Annotated in this window: 7 protein-coding genes; 3 read left to right on the top strand and 4 right to left on the bottom strand. The window is 72.0% G+C overall.

From position 1 onward, the window contains the following. Positions 1 to 202: 202 nt before the first annotated feature. Complete coding sequence (locus tag KUM44_RS35725; protein WP_217213910.1) at positions 203 to 1,567, bottom strand: aromatic acid/H+ symport family MFS transporter; 1,365 nt, start codon at positions 1,565 to 1,567, stop codon at positions 203 to 205. A 243-nt stretch (positions 1,568 to 1,810) separates the two neighbouring features. On the opposite strand from KUM44_RS35725, the gene KUM44_RS35720 reads away from it, so the two are divergent. Continuing rightward, entirely contained in the window at positions 1,811 to 3,331 is a 1,521-nt protein-coding gene (locus KUM44_RS35720; protein ID WP_217213909.1) for a carboxylesterase/lipase family protein, read from the top strand. Positions 3,332 to 3,376: 45 nt separating this feature from the next. Here the strand turns inward: KUM44_RS35720 and KUM44_RS35715 are convergent, their stop codons facing one another. The 3 genes from KUM44_RS35715 to KUM44_RS35705 all read right to left on the bottom strand — a co-directional run bounded on the left by KUM44_RS35715 (position 3,377) and on the right by KUM44_RS35705 (position 7,988). Beyond that, entirely contained in the window at positions 3,377 to 3,679 is a 303-nt protein-coding gene (locus KUM44_RS35715) for a hypothetical protein (RefSeq protein ID WP_217213908.1), read from the bottom strand. A 1,017-nt stretch (positions 3,680 to 4,696) separates the two neighbouring features. After that, complete coding sequence (locus KUM44_RS47795; protein WP_217213907.1) at positions 4,697 to 6,856, bottom strand: 2-oxo acid dehydrogenase subunit E2; 2,160 nt, start codon at positions 6,854 to 6,856, stop codon at positions 4,697 to 4,699. Between the two features lies 1 nt (position 6,857). After that, positions 6,858 to 7,988: a thiamine pyrophosphate-dependent enzyme gene (locus KUM44_RS35705; protein WP_217213941.1), complete on the bottom strand. Its 1,131-nt coding sequence runs from the start codon at positions 7,986 to 7,988 to the stop codon at positions 6,858 to 6,860. Between the two features lie 270 nt (positions 7,989 to 8,258). On the opposite strand from KUM44_RS35705, the gene KUM44_RS35700 reads away from it, so the two are divergent. Beyond that, complete coding sequence (locus KUM44_RS35700; protein ID WP_217213906.1) at positions 8,259 to 9,557, top strand: cysteate synthase; 1,299 nt, start codon at positions 8,259 to 8,261, stop codon at positions 9,555 to 9,557. Then, complete coding sequence (locus KUM44_RS35695) at positions 9,554 to 17,233, top strand: non-ribosomal peptide synthetase (protein WP_217213905.1); 7,680 nt, start codon at positions 9,554 to 9,556, stop codon at positions 17,231 to 17,233. The genes KUM44_RS35700 and KUM44_RS35695 overlap by 4 nt, the downstream gene beginning before the upstream one ends. The last annotated feature ends 1 nt before the right edge of the window (position 17,234 follow it).

Genomic DNA, 17,234 nt, shown 5'->3' with positions numbered 1-17,234 from the left:
TTGGTGACCTCGACATCCGTGGCGGCCCGCGCGGGAGAGGTACTGGTGGCTGCCGTGGCCGTGATCAGGGCCACGGCCACGGCAGCCGCCGCCAAGGCTCGGGGCAGGTGCCCCAGGGGTATCCGAATGCGTGATGCATGCCGACTCCTTCGAGAGTCGGGGGGTGGGAGTGAGGCGGTGCTGGAGGAGGAGAGGCCGAGCGTCAACTGTCCGCGGTACCGGCAGCGGCCGTGGCCACCGTACGGGAAGCCGGGGCGGAGGCGTCTCCCCTGCCGGCCCGTTGTGCCAGTGGTACGAGGGAGATCGCGGCGGCGCCGATCAGTCCGGTCAACGCGAAGGTGGTGAAGCCCCAGCTCTGGTTGCCGCTCGTGGCGAGGTGGCCGATCAGCCAGGGGCCGACGACCGCGCCGGTGCGGCCGATGCCGGTGACCCAGCCGAGGCCCGCGGCGCGTTCGCTGTCGCGGTAGACGGTGTTGGTGGCTGCGTAGACCATGACCTGTGCGCTGAACAGCCACACTCCGGTGATGGCGACAACGATGTAGGTGACTCCCAGCGGGAGATGGGATTTGAGGAGCAGAGCGCCGGCGGCGGTGAGCACGAACCAGATGGCCGACACGCGCACCGCGCCGAACTTGTCGGCAGTGCGGCCGGCGATCAGCAGGCCGACGATGCCTCCGGCATTGATGACGAGAAGGAAGCTCACGGATGAGGAGAGGCCGTAGCCTTCGGCGCGCATCATCTGCGGCAGCCAGGTGCTCACGCCGTAGACGAGGAGCAGTCCGCTGAAGGACGCCAGCCACAGCAGCGGGGTGGCCCAGCGGGACTGTGGCCGGAACAGTGCCTGCACGGCGGCGAGGCGGCCCGCCGCACCGGCCGCCGGGGCGGCGACGATGGCGGGGCGGGGGATGCCGTAGCGGTCCGCGACTGCGTCGGCCTCTTCGCGCTTGCCGCGTGCCAGCAGTACACCCGGTGATTCCGGCAGCAGCTTGAGCAGCAGTGGTACGGCGATCACGGCCGGGAGCACGCCCGCCCAGAACACCCAGCGCCAGCCCGCAGCCGGCGCCAGGGTCAGGCCCAGGCCGGTCGCCGCCATCCCTCCGAAGTGGTACGAGGTCATCAGTAGGCCGGTCGTGAGGGCAGCCCGGCGTGGTGGTGCGAACTCCATCACCATGGCCAGGCACAGCGGCATGAGTCCGCCCAGGCCGAGACCGGACACGAACCGCCCGGCGCCGAACAGACCGACGCCGGGGGCCACGGCACAGATGGCCGAGCCGAGGGAAAACAGCGTCACGCTGGCGACGAGCATCAGGCGTCGGCCAAGCCAGTCGGTGAGATTTCCAGCGGTGAGCGCGCCGATGAGCATGCCGAACGTGGTCCAGCTGCCGATGGTTCCGGCGGTGGCCGGGGTCAGGCCGAGCTGTGGGTCGTCGAGCATGTGGGGCATGACGGCGCCGTAGATGTTGACGTCCATGCCGTCGAAGAACACGGCCATCCAGCAGAGGGACAGCACTGGGAAGACCGTGCGGAACGTGTGCCGCGGGGGACGGGACACAGCGGAGGTACGCATCTTCGTCCTTGGAGATGGGTGGGGCCCGAACAGGACTGTTCGCCTGGTGAAATGTTGTTCACCACGGGCTGGCTCTGAGTGTCGGCCCGGGTCGGGTGCGTGTCAATGGCGTCGCGTCCGGCATTCTCTGGGGTTCGTGTTCTCGCATCAATCGATTGATCTTTCAAGAACCCTGATGCAGGATGGCCGCCGCCCTTCCCCTGTGCGGACCGCCAGCCGAATGGCGGTCGAATGAGGAGACACATGAGCATTGACGGATATCCCGAGGTCACGACCGTGGCGGGCGCGGTGCGTGGGCACCACGAGGAGGGCCTCGCGGTCTTCCGTGGCATCCCGTTCGCCCAGCCACCGGTGGGTTCGCTGCGCTTCGGTGCGCCGCGAGTGGTGGACCGTTGGGACGGCGTCAGGGATGCTCTGACGTTTGGTCCGCCGCCCCCGCAGGAGCCGTTCGGCCCCGACGCGGCTCCCTCCGGAAACGCGCCGGCAGGGGACGACTGGCTGACCGTCAACGTGTGGACACCGGACACGGATCCGGCCGCACGACGCCCCGTCATGGTGTGGATCTACGGCGGTGCCTACAAGTTCGGCTCCGCCGACGACCCGGCCTACGATGCCGGCCGCCTCGCCCGGGAGGGCGCGATGGTCGTGGTCACGTTGAACTACCGCGTCGGAATCGAGGGTTTCCTGCGGATCGAGGGCGCGCCCGCCAATCGTGGTCTGCTCGACCAGGTCGCCGGCTTGGAGTGGGTGCGCGAGAACATCGCTGCCTTCGGAGGCGATCCGGAACAGGTCACCGTCTTCGGCGAGTCGGCCGGCGCCGGGTCCATCGCCGCCCTCATGGCGATGCCCCGGGCGCGAGGGCTGTTCCAGCGGGCCATCGCGCAGAGCGTGCCGGGCACGTTCTTCTCCGACGCGTTGGCAGCGGACATTGCCGAGGTCATGACCGGCGCACTCGGGCTGCGCCCGACGGTGGACGATCTGTCGGCTGTGGACCCGCGCAAGCTGACCGAGGCCGGGGCCGCACTTGGCTCCAGGATGCGTGAGTACGCGCACCGCTGGGGCCCTGTGGCCTTCACCCCCACCCCGTTCTCACCCGTCGTCGACGGCGACGTCCTGGCCTCCACGCCGTGGGAGGCGCTGGCGAGCGGCGCAGCGCGGGACGTGGACCTGATCGTCGGACACAACCGGGACGAGTTCCGGCTCTTTCTCCTGCTGGGCGGGCTGCTGGGCCGCGTGGACGACGGCCTCGCCTCGCTGACCCTCGGTTTGTTCGGTCCGACAGCGGACGCCGAGCAGGCGTACCGCGCCGCGTTCCCGGATGCCTCCTCGGAGTACCTGTTCGAACTCGTCCAGTCCGACTGGCTGTTCCGCATGCCCTCGCTGCATCTGGCCGAGGCGCACGTGGCCGGGGGCGGTCGGGCACACGTGTACGAGCTCACCTGGCCCGCTCCCGCCAACGGCGGAGCCCTCGGAGCCTGCCACGGCTTGGACGTGCCCCTGACCTTTGGCATCTACGGCGGCCTCGGCGGCATGCTGATCGGCCCCACGCCGTCACCCGAGACCGAGGCGCTTTCCACTCGCTTCCGCTCCGCCTGGGCCGCCTTTGCAACGACAGGAGACCCGGGCTGGACCACCTACGACACCGAAGAGCGCCTCGTGCAGATCCTCGACGCCGCCCCGAAGGTCGCCGCATATCCCGAGGAGGCCTCGCGACGGCTGTGGGAGCGGCACACCTTCGCCCCATTGCCCTTGGTGAACCGGTAACGGCCTCCGGCGGCGGATCGGCTGCCGAGGCGAACCGGGAGCCTCTCACGCATCCTGGAGAAGCTCCAACTGCGCGACCGCGCCCAACGGTTTGGCCGGCGTCACGGCAGAGCGAAGCGCCGCACCCAGCGCCGAAGAAACCTGAGCCGATGCCACACTCCGGTCGGCGAATCCTCCCGGCCCGATGCCACTGGCATCCGTGCCGATCGCTCCTAGCAGCACCACGCCGATCGGGCCACCGGTCAGCCACACCCGGCTCGCGCGCGTTTCGAACGAGCCGGTCTTCAGTGGCGACAACCGCGCCGCCGCAGTTGACCAGCGCCGCGCATCCAGCCGCCGACAGGCCACGCGCGACCGGGATGTGCGTGCGTCCTCGGACGGCGAGCGCGCACCGATCGGGGTGGCAGACGAAGGGGACGGATTATGAGTCCGCCGCTACAAAGCAAGGGCAAGCCGCACTCGTTTGGTACGGCCGGACTTCAGACCTACAGCCGGCACCCTCGTCACGCAAGGAACGACAACCGCACCTGCCGACGAGGATTGTCCTTGTTCGTATCCGCCAAACCCCGTTAGGGCAACCTCAATCGTAGTCATGCGAGGAAGACACCCGACCGCTGAGAGTCAGCTGGGACCGGACCGCCTGTGACCTGCTAGGACGGGTTGCAGCGGCGATCAGAGGCAGTCGGAGGAAACCGCTCTGATTCGTCCCCGGTTCGACCTGGGCAGCTGCTCGGAGCCAGTCAGAGGCAACGCCCCTGTTGGGCTCAGAGTCGGTCGAGGTTGGGGCGGTGTCGATCAGACTGTGACTCCTCTGGCGGCGGCCTGGACTCGCGAGATTGTCGCCGCCGTTCGGGCAGCTCCACCGCGCACTCTGCACTAGCGCAATCCAGAGCCACTAACCACCGCCCTGGAAGAACGCCAGTGAAAACCGATCACGCCGGGAAGCAGGTGCGGCGCGACGGAGACCGCATTCGCCGCGTCCCCGTCTACGCGAAGGCCACCCTCGCCCCCTCCGCTCACTTCATGCCCGCCGCAGGTCAGCGCAGCCTTGCCGCCATGGACGCCTGGCTGGAGGACCGCCACCAGCCGAAAGTCCCTGAGAAGTCCCTGCTGGCTGAATGGACCAAGAAAATCCCCCGAACCCGCAGGCCAAGGGGCTGGTCGCGCAGGGCTCCCCCATGTCGGTGAGTACAAGCAGACGGCACGGGGCGGGCCGGCGGTGAACATCATCGAGTACTGAGAGGACGGGCCCTGACCAGCGTGTCCGTGTCTTTCAGTGCTGTCGGGGCCTCTCCTTCTCACGCGGTGAGACATCTGACCTGGTGGTTCCGTCCTTGGTCGCGGAAGAGGGAGGGTCGGTGCCCCTCAGCCCTCGCCGCATTCGGTTGCGCCACCGCAACGCCCGGATGTGATGTCCTCGACGACGTGGCGGAGGAATCCGGCCGCGGTGCCGCCGTCGCAGACGCGGTGGTCGAAGGTCAGTGACAGCTGGACGACCTTGCGCACCTCCACACGGCCGTTCACCGCCCAGGGGCGGTCGAGGAGACGGCCGGCGCCGAGCATCGCCGTCTGGGGGTGGTTGAGGATCGGGGTGGCGCCGTCGACATCGAGGACGCCGTAGTTGTTGAGGGTGAAGGTGCCGCCGGTGCGGTGTTCGGCGGGGAGCGCGCCGCGCCGGGCCAGGCCGGTGAGCCGTCGCAGTTCGACCGCGAGGCCGTCGAACGGCAGCCGGTCGGCGTCCCGCAGCACGGGAACGACCAGCCCGTGATCCGTCTGCGCGGCGAAGCCGAGGTGTACCTGCGGCATGCGTACGATCTCCGCGCGGTCGGCGTCCACCCTGGCGTTCAGTTCGGGGAACGCGGCGAGGCCGCCGAGGCAGGCACGGGCCAGCAGCGGCAGTACGCCCGTGCCCTGGGCCGCGCGGGCGGCGAGCAGACCGGTGGCGTCGGCGTCCGCCCATATGGTGACGGCGGGTGTGTCGCGGTGGGCGCGGAGGAACTTTTCGGCGGCGGCGTCCATGGGTATGCGGGTCCCCGGTTGGCGCGGTTCCGGCCACCGGGGGGCCGTGCTCCCGCCCGTCCTCGGATGCGAACCGGGTGTCGCGGTCCGTCCGAGGCCGACCCCTGACCCCGTCCCGTATCCGGTGAGCACCGCGCCCGAACGCCCGGTGGGTTCCTCGGCCGAGCTGTTCTCCGATTCCTCGGCCGCGCTGTTCTCCGACGGTGCCCGGGACACCGACAGCAGCGGCGCTCCGACCTTGACGATCTCGCCGGAGTCGCAGTGCAGGGCCGTCACCGTCCCGGCGAAGGGACTCGGCAGGGTCACGACGGACTTGGCGGTCTCGACCTCGACGACGGTCTGGTCATGCGTGACCTCGTCGCCCACCGCGACCTGCCACTCCAGCACCTCGGCCTCCGCAAGCCCTTCTCCCAGGTCCGGCAGATGGAAGGTCCCGACGGAGACGGCCGCCATGCGCGCGGTCCCATCAGCCCCCGCGCTCACGTCGGTGGCAGCCGCCTCCCGTCGTACGCCCCGGCCCGGCCCGCCGGCGGGCAGCAGGCGGCGCAGTCCGTCCAGGACCCGGCCGACACCCGGCAGATGGGCGCTCTCCAGCAGGGGAGGCGGATAGGGGATGTCGAGGCCTGTGACACGCAGCACCGGTGCGCGCAACTCGTCGAAGCAGCGTTCCTGTACCCGTGCCGCGATCTCGGCGCCCACCCCGGCGAAGCCCTGCGCCTCGTGCACCACCAGGCAGCGGCCGGTGCGCCGTACCGACGCGGTGAGGGCATGGTCGTCGAGCGGCACAAGGGTACGCAGGTCCAGTACCTCCACGTCCATCCCCTCGTCCGCCGCACGACGGGCCGCCTCCAGGGCGACCGTGACCGACGGGCCGTACGCCACGAGCGTGACGTCACGGCCCGGGCGGCGTAGCGCGGCCGTGCCGAACGGCTCGGTGCGGACGGGGAGTTCGAGGGATTCCTTGGTCCAGTAGCGGCTTTTCGGCTCCAGGAAGATCACCGGGTCGGGGTCGTCGATCGCCTCGCGCAGCAGCGAGTACGCGTCCGCCGCCGTCGCCGGGGTCACGACTTTCAGGCCCGCGGTGTGGGCGTAGTACGCCTCGCTGGAGTCGCTGTGGTGCTCCACTCCGCCGATGTCGCCGCCATAGGGGATGCGCACGACCACCGGCAGCGCGAGGGCACCCCGCGTGCGGTTGCGCATCTTGGCCATGTGGGAGGCGATCTGCTCGAACGCCGGGTAGGCGAACGCGTCGAACTGCATCTCCACCACCGGCCGCCACCCGGCCATCGCCAGGCCGACCGCGAGGCCCGCGATACCGGCCTCGCTCACCGGTGTGTCGAAGCAGCGCTGGTCGCCATAGGCGTCTCTCAGCCCGTCGGTCACCCGGAAGACGCCGCCGAGCCGCCCGACGTCCTCACCGAAGACGACGACGCGCTCGTCGGCGCTCAGTGCGTCCCGCAGGGCGGAGTTGAGGGCCTGGGCCATCGTCGTGTCGCGTGCGGTCATGTCAGCAGTCCTCCAGCCCAGCCCGCAAAGAGGACTGTTGCTCCATCAGATGTGCGGGCGGCGCGCCGAAGACGTGGTCGAGGAGCGACGCCGGGTCCAGGTCCGGGTCCACGGACAGACGTTCGCGTACGTCCGCCGCGTACGCCTCCGCCTCGGCGGCGGCGGCCTTCACGTCCTCGTCGGTCAGCAGGCCGCGCTCGCGCAGCGCCGACTCCAGTCGCGCCACCGGGTCACGGTCGCGCCAGCGGTCGGCCTCGGCGGCCGTGCGGTAGCGGGAGGGGTCGTCGGCGCTGGTGTGCGGGGCCATCCGGTAGGTGTGCGCCTCCACCAGCCACGGTCCGCCGCCCGCCCGCGCGTCCTCGACGGCCGTGGTCAGTACGGCGAGCACGGCCGCGGCGTCGTTGCCGTCCACGTGCTCCGAGCGGACGCCGTAGCCGACTCCCTTGTACGCCAGGCCCGGTGCCGCGCACTGCTCGGAGAACGGGACGGAGATCGCGTACCCGTTGTTCTGCACCAGGAAGACGACCGGAGCCCGCAACACGCCCGCCAGATTGAGGGCTTCATGGAAGTCGCCTTCACTGGTGGCACCGTCGCCGACGAGCGCGAGGGCGACCGTGTCCGCGCCCTTGAGGCGCTCGCCATGGGCCAGCCCCGTGGCGTGGGCGGCGTGCGTCGCGAGCGGGGTGCACTGCGGTGCCGTGCGGTGCCGTACCGGGTCGTAGCCACAGTGGGCGTCACCGCGCAGCAAGGTAAGGGCCTCGACGGGGTCGATCCCGCGGCTGACGAGCGCGACGCAGTCACGGTAGGTGGGAAACAGCCAGTCCGTGGCGCGCAGCGCGAGCGCGGCGGCCACCTGGCAGGCTTCCTGGCCGAGGCTGGAGGGGTGGACCGCGAGCCTGCCCTGTCTGGCGAGCGCCGTCGCCTGCTCGTCGAAGCGTCGCCCGAGCACCATCTTCCGGTACGCCGTGAGCAGCGACCCGGGCGACGGCTCGGCGTACGGCGACTCCTCCTGCCCCTGGGCCGCGTCGATATTCCGCCCTTTACCATTCAATGGCAGAATGGAAACCGGAACATGAGACGGAAGCCAGATGGAAGGCTCCGCTCTGTTCTCCGCAGCCGTATGCCCCGGCATATCGAGCATGTTTCGACCGCCCTTTCGTGATGGCTTGAGCATCTCGGATGCTCTCCGCGGTGAGCGCTTACTCAATCGCCGGGCGGATAAGCCCAGATGAAGCGGAACTGAACAGTCCGCCGATCGTTACTTCTTCACAGAAGCAACACAGTAAGCGCTTCCTCCTGGCCAACTGCGCGTCAGACAACAGCAATTTGCAGGACGCCCGCCCTTCCCTGAACACCTGTCCAATGGATCAGCGAAGCACGGAACTGCGGAAGGCAAGGAAACATGTCCGGAGTACGTCCGGGAACACGCCACTACGCCGTTGTCTGTTCCTCATGCGGAACCCGATACGAAGACGACGGCCTCCTCCTGGACTGCTCCCGGCGGCACGAGCCGGCATTCCTGCACACCGAGTACGACAGAACCGGAACCCATACAAGGGAAAGCACCGGCCTGTTCCGGCACGCCCCGCTGCTGCCGGTCGTGCGCACCTTCCCCGAAGCCCCCGGTCCCGTGGTCCACCACGCCGCGCGGCTCGGCCACCGGATCGGCCTCGACAGGCTGTGGGTCGCCTTCAACGGCTACTGGCCGGAACGCGGGGCGTACCTGCCGACCTGCACATTCAAGGACCTTGAGGCCTACACCGTGCTCGGCCGGCTGCCCGCCGACCCGCCCGTCCTGGTGATTCCCTCGGCGGGCAACACCGCCGCGGCCTTCGCCTGGGCCGCCACCTGCCACCAGGTGCCCTGCCTGCTGGTCGTGCCCGCCCCGGCCCTGGAGCGGATGCGCTTCCCCGCCCCGCTCGACCCCTGCGTCCGCATCGTCGTCCTCGACGGCACCGCCACGTACAGCGACGCCATCGCCGCCGCCGACCTGATCTCCGCCCTGCCCGGCCACCACGCCGAGGGCGGCGCCCGCAACGTCGGCCGCCGGGACGGACTGGGCACCGTCATGCTGGAAGCCGCCGACGCCCTCGGCGGCCTGCCGGAGGCCTATGTACAGGCCGTCGGCAGCGGCACCGGAGCGATCGGCTGTCACGAGGCGGCACACCGGCTGCGCTCCGCCGGCGACGCGCTGCCCCGCCTGCTGATGTGCCAGAACGCGCCGTTCGCGCCCCTGTACCAAGCCTGGCGATCCGCCGGCCCGGCCGACACCGGCCTCGAACACGAACCGCTGGCCCGTGAACTGACCAACCGGCGGCCTCCGTTCACCGTCCGCGGCGGGGTCCGCGGCGTGCTCACCGAGAGCGGCGGCGACGTCCTGTGCACCGACAACGTTGCCGCGCTCGACGCCATGGCCCTCTTCGAGGAGGTCGAGGGCATCGACATCGAACCGGGCGCCGGTGTGGCCCTGGCCGCCCTCGCACAGGCGGTCCACGACGGCCGGGTCCGTCGCGACGAACTCGTCCTGCTCAACATCACCGGAGGCGGCCGGGCCCGCCAGGCCCGCGACCTGGCACTGATACCCGCCGAGCCCTGGCTGCGGGTTCCCTGGCCCGGCCGCGAGGCAGGTCCCCGGGCTGTCGCCGAACTCGTGGCAGAACACTCGACCGGCCTCACGGCCGCCACGGAGGCGGCCCGATGACCGTCTCCCGAGACCTGGAAGTGTCCGCCGCCCAGCGCTCGATGTGGTTCGGACAGCGACTCGATCCCGCCGGGCCCGCCTACAACGTGGGCGAGTACACCGAGATCCACGGCCCCGTCGATCCCGTCAGCTTCCGGGCGGCCGTCGCGCAGGTGGTGGCCGCCACCGAGACGCTGCGGGCCCGGTTCACCGTCGTCGACGGCGCCGTCCGCCAGCTCGTCGACGCCGGCCCCGCCTGGGACCTGCCCGTCGTCGACCTCACGGACGAACCCGACCCCCTCTCGGCCGCCGAGGCCTGGATGGCCGCCGACTTCGCGACACCCTTCGACCTCGAACGGTCCCCGCTCTTCCGATACGCGCTGCTGAAGCTCTCGGACGCCCACTGGATCTGGTACCAGCCCTACCACCACATCGCCGTCGACGGCTACAGCTGCTCCCTCATCGCGAGCCGGGTCGCCGACGCCTACACCGCTCTCGTGGCGGGCACGCCCCACACCCCGCCCCGGGCGCCCCTCGCTCCGCTGGCCGAGTCGGACGAGGCCTACCGCACCGGCGAACGGATCGCGTCGGACCGGGAGTTCTGGACGACGGCGCTCGCCGACCGCCCCGAGCCGGTCAGCCTGTCCGCCCGGGCGCCGCACATCGCCGGGCGCTTCCTGCGCCGCACCGGTCATCTCCCGAAGACCGCGGGGGACCGGGTGCTCGAGGCCGCCGAACAGTCCGGCACCCGCTGGTCGCGCGTCGTGCTCGCGGCTACCGCCGCGTACCTGCACCGGCTCACCGGAGCCCGGGACATCGTCCTGGGCCTCGCCGTCACCGCCCGCGAGAGCGAGACCGAACTCGCCACGCCGGGCATGGCGTCCAACGTGCTTCCGCTGCGGCTGTCCGTACGGCCCGACACCGCCGCCCACGACCTCGTACGCCAGGCGGCCTCGGCCACCCGGGACCTGCTGGCGCACCAGCGCTACCGGGGCGAGGACCTGCGCCGGGAGCCGGCCTGGCCGCACGGTGAGCGGCGGTTCTTCGGCCCCGTCGTCAACATCATGGCCTTCGGGCCCGAGTTGCGGTTCGCCGGGCACGCCACCACGCGGCACAACCTGTCCACGGGGCCCGTCGAGGACCTCGCCTTCAACGTGTACGACCGGTCGGACGGCCACGGCATCCGCATCGACCTGGACGCCGGCCCCGCCCACTACACGGAGGCCGAACTCACCGCCCACCAGCGGCGTTTCGCCCGCTTCGTCGAGCAGTTCGCCGCGGCGGCCGTGATCGGCGCCCCGGTGGGGCGGATCGAGGTGACGCTGCCGGAGGAGCGGGGGCTGGCGCAGCTCGCCGGTACCACCGCGCCCGGGGACGGAACGACCGTACCCGGGATGTTCGCGTCCCACGTGCTGGCCGCCCCGGACGCCACCGCGGTCGTCCAGGGCGAACGTACCGTCAGCTACCGGGAGTTGAACGCCCGGGCCAACCGGCTCGCGCACCGGCTGATCGCCCTCGGCGTCCGGCCGGAGAACCGTGTCGCGGTGCTGATGGGACGGTCCGACGGCCTCCTCGCCGCACTGCTGGCCGTGCTCAAGGCCGGCGGCGCCTACGTCGGCCTCGACCCGCGCGCACCGGCCGCCCGCACCCGGCAGATCCTGGCCGGGGCCGGCGCGAGCGTCCTGCTGACCGACACCATACCCACCGCGCCCACCACGCCCACCACGCCCACCACGCCCACCGAGTCGTACGCCGTCCCGGTCGTGGTCGCTGCCGACGATCCGACACTCGCCGACGAACCCGACACGGATCCGGCCGTGCTCGTGCATCCGGCCCAGCTCGCCTACGTCAGCCACACCTCCGGCTCCACCGGTGTCCCCAAGGGTGTCGCCGTCACCCACCTCGATGTCACCGCCCTGGCCGCCGACTCCGCGTTCGGCGACGGTGCGCACACGCGCGTGCTGGTGCACTCGCCGACCGCCTTCGACGCCTCCACGTACGAGATGTGGGTACCGCTGCTGAACGGCGGCACCGCCGTGGTCGCCGGGCCGGACGAGGACGTGGACGCCGCCGCCGTCGCCCGCCTGACCAAGCGGCACGGGCTGACCGCGCTGTGGCTCACGGCGGGGCTGTTCCGCCTCGCCGCGGAGCAGGACGCGGGCTGTTTCGCGGGGCTGCGCCAGGTGTGGACCGGCGGTGAGGCCGTCCCCGCCGACGCCGTGCGCCGGGTCCTGGCGGCCTGCCCGGGGCTGACGGTCACCGACGGCTACGGCCCGACCGAGACCACCACGTTCGCCACCTGCCGGCCGTGCAGGGCGGATGCGCCGGTGCCCGACCCGCTGCCGATCGGCCGCCCGATGGACGGCATGCGGGCGTACGTGCTCGACTCGGCCCTTCAGCCGCTTCCCCCCGGCACGGTCGGGGAGTTGTACGTCGCCGGTCCGGGCGTGGCCCGCGGCTATCTGGGCCGGCCGGGCGCGAGCGCCGAACGTTTCGTCGCCGACCTCCACGGCCCGCCCGGCGCCCGTATGTACCGCACCGGCGACCGGGCGCGCGTGACGGCCGACGGGGAGCTGGAGTTCCACGGCCGCGCCGACGGACAGATCAAGCTCCGCGGCTTCCGCGTCGAACCCGGCGAGATCGAAACGGCCCTCGCCGCCCACCCGGAGGTCACCCAGGCGGTGGCCGTCCTCCGGGAGGACCGGCCCGGCGACCGGCGGCTGGTCGCGTACGCGGTGTGCCCGCAGGGCACCGCCCCGGCCCCGGACGTCCTGCGCGGCCATCTCGCCGCCCGCCTGCCCGACGTCATGGTCCCCTCGGCCGTCGTGGTCCTCGACCGGCTGCCGCTGACCCCCAACGGCAAGCTCGACCGGGCCGCGCTGCCCGCGGCCCCCGCCGCTGCCGCCCCGCAACCGCACGGCGCCCCGCGCACCCCGCACGAACAGGTCCTGTGCGCCCTCTTCGCCGACGTGCTCGGGCTGCCGGACGTCGGCCCCCGCGACGACTTCTTCGCGCTCGGCGGTCACTCGCTGCTCGCCCTGCGTCTGCTGGGCCGCATCCGCACCGTCCTCGGCGTCGAACCGACCCTGCGGGACGTCTTCCAGGCTCCCACGGCGACCGGGCTGGCCAGGCTGCTGGCCGGAGCCGGCAAGGCCGCACGGCCCGCCCCGCGGCCGACTCCCCGCACGGGCCCGGGCGAGGTCCCGTTGTCGTCCGCCCAGCGGCGGCTGTGGTTCCTGCACCGTCTGGAGGGCCCGAACGCGGCCTACAACATCCCGCTCGCCGTACGGCTGACCGGCGGTCGCCTCGACCTGGACGCCCTGCGCGCGGCCCTCGCCGACCTGGTCGCCCGGCACGAGATCCTGCGTACCGTCTACCCGGAGGCCGACGGTCTGCCGCTCCAGCGGCTGCTGGAGCCGTTCACGCCGGACCTGCACGTCCTCGATGCCGTGACCGAGGCCGACCTGCCGTACCGGCTGGGGCAGTCGGCCGCAGTGGGCTTCCGGATCGACGAGGAGGCCCCGCTGCGCGCGCACCTCCTCGTGCTCGGCCCCGAGGACCATGTGCTCCTGCTCGTACTGCACCACATCGCCTGCGACGGCTGGTCCCTGGACCCTCTGCTGCGCGACCTGGCGACCGCCTACCGGGCACGCCTGGAGGGACGCGAGCCGGACCGGGCACCGCTGCCCGTTCAGTACGCCGACTACAGCGTCTGGCAGCATCAGGTGCTCGGCGACGAGCGGGACCGTCAGCTCGACCACTGGCGCGAGGCGCTCGCCGGGCTCCCCGACGAACTCCCGCTGCCCACCGACCGTCCACGCCCCGCCCGCGCCACCCACCGGGGCGGCGACATCCCTGTCCGGCTGGACGCGGACCTGCACCTGCGGCTGCGCGCGCTGGCCGCCGAGACCGGTACGACGGTGTTCATGACCGTCCAGGCGGGCCTCGCCGCCCTGCTCACCCGGCTGGGCGCGGGCACCGACATCCCGCTCGGCACGCCCGTGGCCGGCCGCGCCGACGAGGTCCTGGACGACGTGGTCGGCTGCTTCGTCAACACCCTCGTGCTGCGCACCGACACCTCGCGGGAGCCCGCCTTCCGGGAACTGCTCGACCGGGTCCGGGAGACGGATCTGGCGGCCTACGCCCACCAGGAGCTGCCGTTCGAGCACCTGGTGGAGGCCCTCAACCCGCCCCGCTCGCTCGCCCGGCACCCGCTCTTCCAGGTGATGCTCGCCTTCCGCCCCACCTCCGGAACCCGCCTCGACCTGCCCGGCCTGAACTCCCGCACACTGCCCGTCGAGACCGGCGCCACCAAGATCGACCTGACCTTCAACCTGGGCGAACACCGCACCGCCGACGGCTCCCCGGGCGGTATCGAAGGCACCCTCCAGTACAGCGCCGATCTCTTCGACCGCAACACCGCCGAGGAACTCGCCGCCCGGCTGGAGCGCCTGCTGCGGGCGGCCGTGGACGAGCCCGACCGGCCCATCGGCACCCTCGGCATCCTTGACGACGGCGAACGCCGCCGTCTGCTGGCCGAGTTCAACGACACGGCACGTGACGTGCCGGACACCACCTTTCCCCGGCTGTTCGAAGCGCGCGCCGCAAAGGCGCCGGACGCCGTCGCGGTCGAGGACGCGTGGACTGTTCTGACGTACCGTCAACTGGACGTACGGGCCGACCGGCTGGCGCGCGTCCTGACCTCTCACGGTGCCGGTCCGGGGCGGATCGTCGCGTTCGCGCTGCCCCGGTCGGTCGACCTCGCCGTCGCCGTGCTCGCCGTCCTCAAGGCGGGCGCCGCCTATCTGCCGCTGGACCCGGAGCACCCGGCCGAGCGCACCGCCTCCCTGCTCGCCGACGCGGACCCCGTGTGCCTGATCGCCAGGGACCGACTCGGCCTCCGTGCCGACTGTCCCGTGGTGGATGCCGACGCGGTCCCGGACGCCGCGGACATGCCTTTCCCCGAGGCCCGGCCCGCCGACTGCGCCTACCTGATCTACACCTCCGGCACCACCGGCCGCCCCAAGGGCGTCGTCGTCGAGCACCGCAACCTCACCACCTACCTGGCCCGTTGCGTCGAGGCCTATCCCAGCCTGCGCGGCACCTCGCTGCTGCACGCCACGATGTCCTTCGACGCCACCGTGACCACCCTGCACGGGGCGCTCGCAGCGGGCGGCCGGGTGCACATCGCCGGCTTCCACGAGGCGGGCGCGCGGCCGGCGGACGGCGGCTACACCTTCCTCAAGGCGACCCCCAGCCATCTCCCGTTGCTGCCCGCCCTGCCGCACGACCTGTCGCCCGGTGAGGAGTTCATGCTCGGCGGTGAGGCGCTGGTCGGCGAGTCCCTGCGCGACTGGCGCCGGAACCACCCCGACGTGCGTCTGATCAACCACTACGGCCCGACCGAGCTCACCGTCGGCTGCACCGACCACCGCATCGAACCCGGCGACGACCTGCCGACCGGTCCGGTGCCCGTCGGCCGCCCCATGTGGAACACCCAGGCGTACGTGCTCGACGCCCGCCTGAACCCCGTACCGGTCGGCGTCGAGGGCGAGTTGTACGTCGCCGGCGACCACGTGGCCCGCGGCTACTGGAGGCTGCCGGGACTGACCGCCGAGCGGTTCGTCGCCGACCCCTTCGGGTCGTCCGGCGGGCGCATGTACCGGACCGGTGACCTGGCCGTGTGGCGGGCCGACGGCATCCTGGAGCTGCGCGGGCGGGCCGACGGCCAGCTGAAGATCCGCGGCCTGCGGATCGAGCCCGGCGAGATCGAGGGCGTGCTCACCTCCCATCCCGCCGTCTCCCAGGCGGCGGTGGTGGTGGCCGAGGACCGGGCCGGCGTACGGCGTCTGGTCGGATACGTCGTCGGGGCGGCCGAGGCCGACCGCCCCGCCCTGCTCACGCACGCCGCCCGGCAGCTGCCCGCCCACATGGTCCCCGAGGCACTCGTGGCGCTGGACGCCCTGCCGATGACGCCCAACGGCAAGCTGGACCGGGCCGCGCTGCCCGCACCGGCCGCCTCCGGGCCGACGCCGGGCCGGGCTCCGGGCACCGTCCAGGAGCGGGCACTCAGAGACCTGTTCGCCGAGGTCCTCCAGATCCCCGCCGACGACATCGGCGTCGACGACGGCTTCTTCGACCTCGGCGGCGACAGCATCACCTCCATCCACCTGGTGAGCCGCGCGCTCGCCGCCGGTCTGCGGCTGACCCCGCGTGACGTGTTCGAGCAGCGTACGGTCGCCGGTCTCGCCGCCACGGCGGCAGGACGGCCGGCCACCGGTCCTGATCAGGAACAGGACGCGCCGACCGGCACGCTGCCCCTCACTCCGGCCATGCGCCGGCTGCTCGAACGAGGCGGTTCGATCGGGATGTTCAGCCAGTCCGTCCTGCTCGTCACCCCCGCGGGCGCGGACGAGATGCGGCTGACGGCCGCGCTGCAAGCGGTCCTCGACCATCACGACACGCTACGACTGTGCCTGGCGCCCGACGGACGGACGGCGCAGGTGCCGCCGCCCGGGACCGTCGACGCGGCCACGGTGCTGGAGCGCGTCACCGGACCGGCGACGGACCTCGGCGATCTGTTGAACAAGTCCGCGTCACGACTCCGCCCGGAAAGGGGCGAGTTGCTGCGCGCGGTGTGGTTCGACGCGGGCCCCCGCGTCGCCGGCCGACTGCTGCTGACGGTCCATCACCTTGCGGTGGACAGCGTGTCCTGGCGCATCCTGTGCTCCGACCTGGCCACCGCCTGGCGCCAGTACGAGCTGCCCGCGCGGGGTACGTCCTTCCGGCACTGGGCCCGTCTGCTGGAGCGAGAGGCCCGCACGCCGGCACGTCAGGCCGAACTGGACATCTGGCGAACGGTGTCGGAGAACCCCGGGCCCCGGCTCGGCGCGCGGCTGCCCGATCCCCGGCGCGATGTCGTCGGCGCGATGCGCCACCTCACCCGCGTCCTCCCCGCCGAGGTCACCGCCGACCTGCTCACCACCGCTGCCACGGCATTCCACGCCGGTCCCGAAGACGTCCTGATCGCCGCGCTGGCGGCAGCCTTCACCCGATGGCGGCGGCACCCGTCCCTGCTGCTGGACATCGAGCGGCACGGCCGCGAGGAGATCGCCGACGGCATCGATCTGTCCCGTACCGTCGGCTGGTTCACCAGCGTCGTACCGGCACGGCTCGACCTGTCCGGAGTGGACGCCGAGGACCCGGCGCAGGTCCTGAAGACCGTCAAGGAACAGCTGCGGTCCGTCCCCGACCGCGGCATCGGACACGGCCTGCTGCGCCACCTCGACCCGGACAACGGCCCGCTCCTCGCGTCCCTCCCGGCCCCGGAGGTCGGCTTCAACTACCTGGGCCGTACAGCCCGTTCGGACGACGGCGACTTCTCGCCCGCGCCGGAGGGGCTGCGCGACCTGGGTGCCGTGCACGACCCCGCCATGCCCGTGGCCCACGGTCTGGAGATCACCGCCGTGACCACCGAGGACGGCCGGCTCGACACCACCTGGTCGTGGGCCCCCGGCATCTGGTCCGAGGACGACGTGAGCACCCTCGCGGACCGCTGGTTCGAGGAGTTGGCCGCGCAGGCCGAGGGCGACAGCGGCACGGCGGGCGGGCACACCCCGTCCGATCTGCCCCTGGTGTCCCTGTCCCAAGCAGAGATCGACGAGCTCGAAGCCGAGTTCGGCAATGAGTGGAGGTAAC

It is taken from the genome of Streptomyces sp. AC550_RSS872 (assembly GCF_019049285.1).
Taxonomy (GTDB): Bacteria; Actinomycetota; Actinomycetes; order Streptomycetales; family Streptomycetaceae; genus Streptomyces.
The sequence above is the reverse complement of the archived record's forward strand: the minus strand, read 5'-3'. Positions and strand labels throughout refer to the sequence as shown.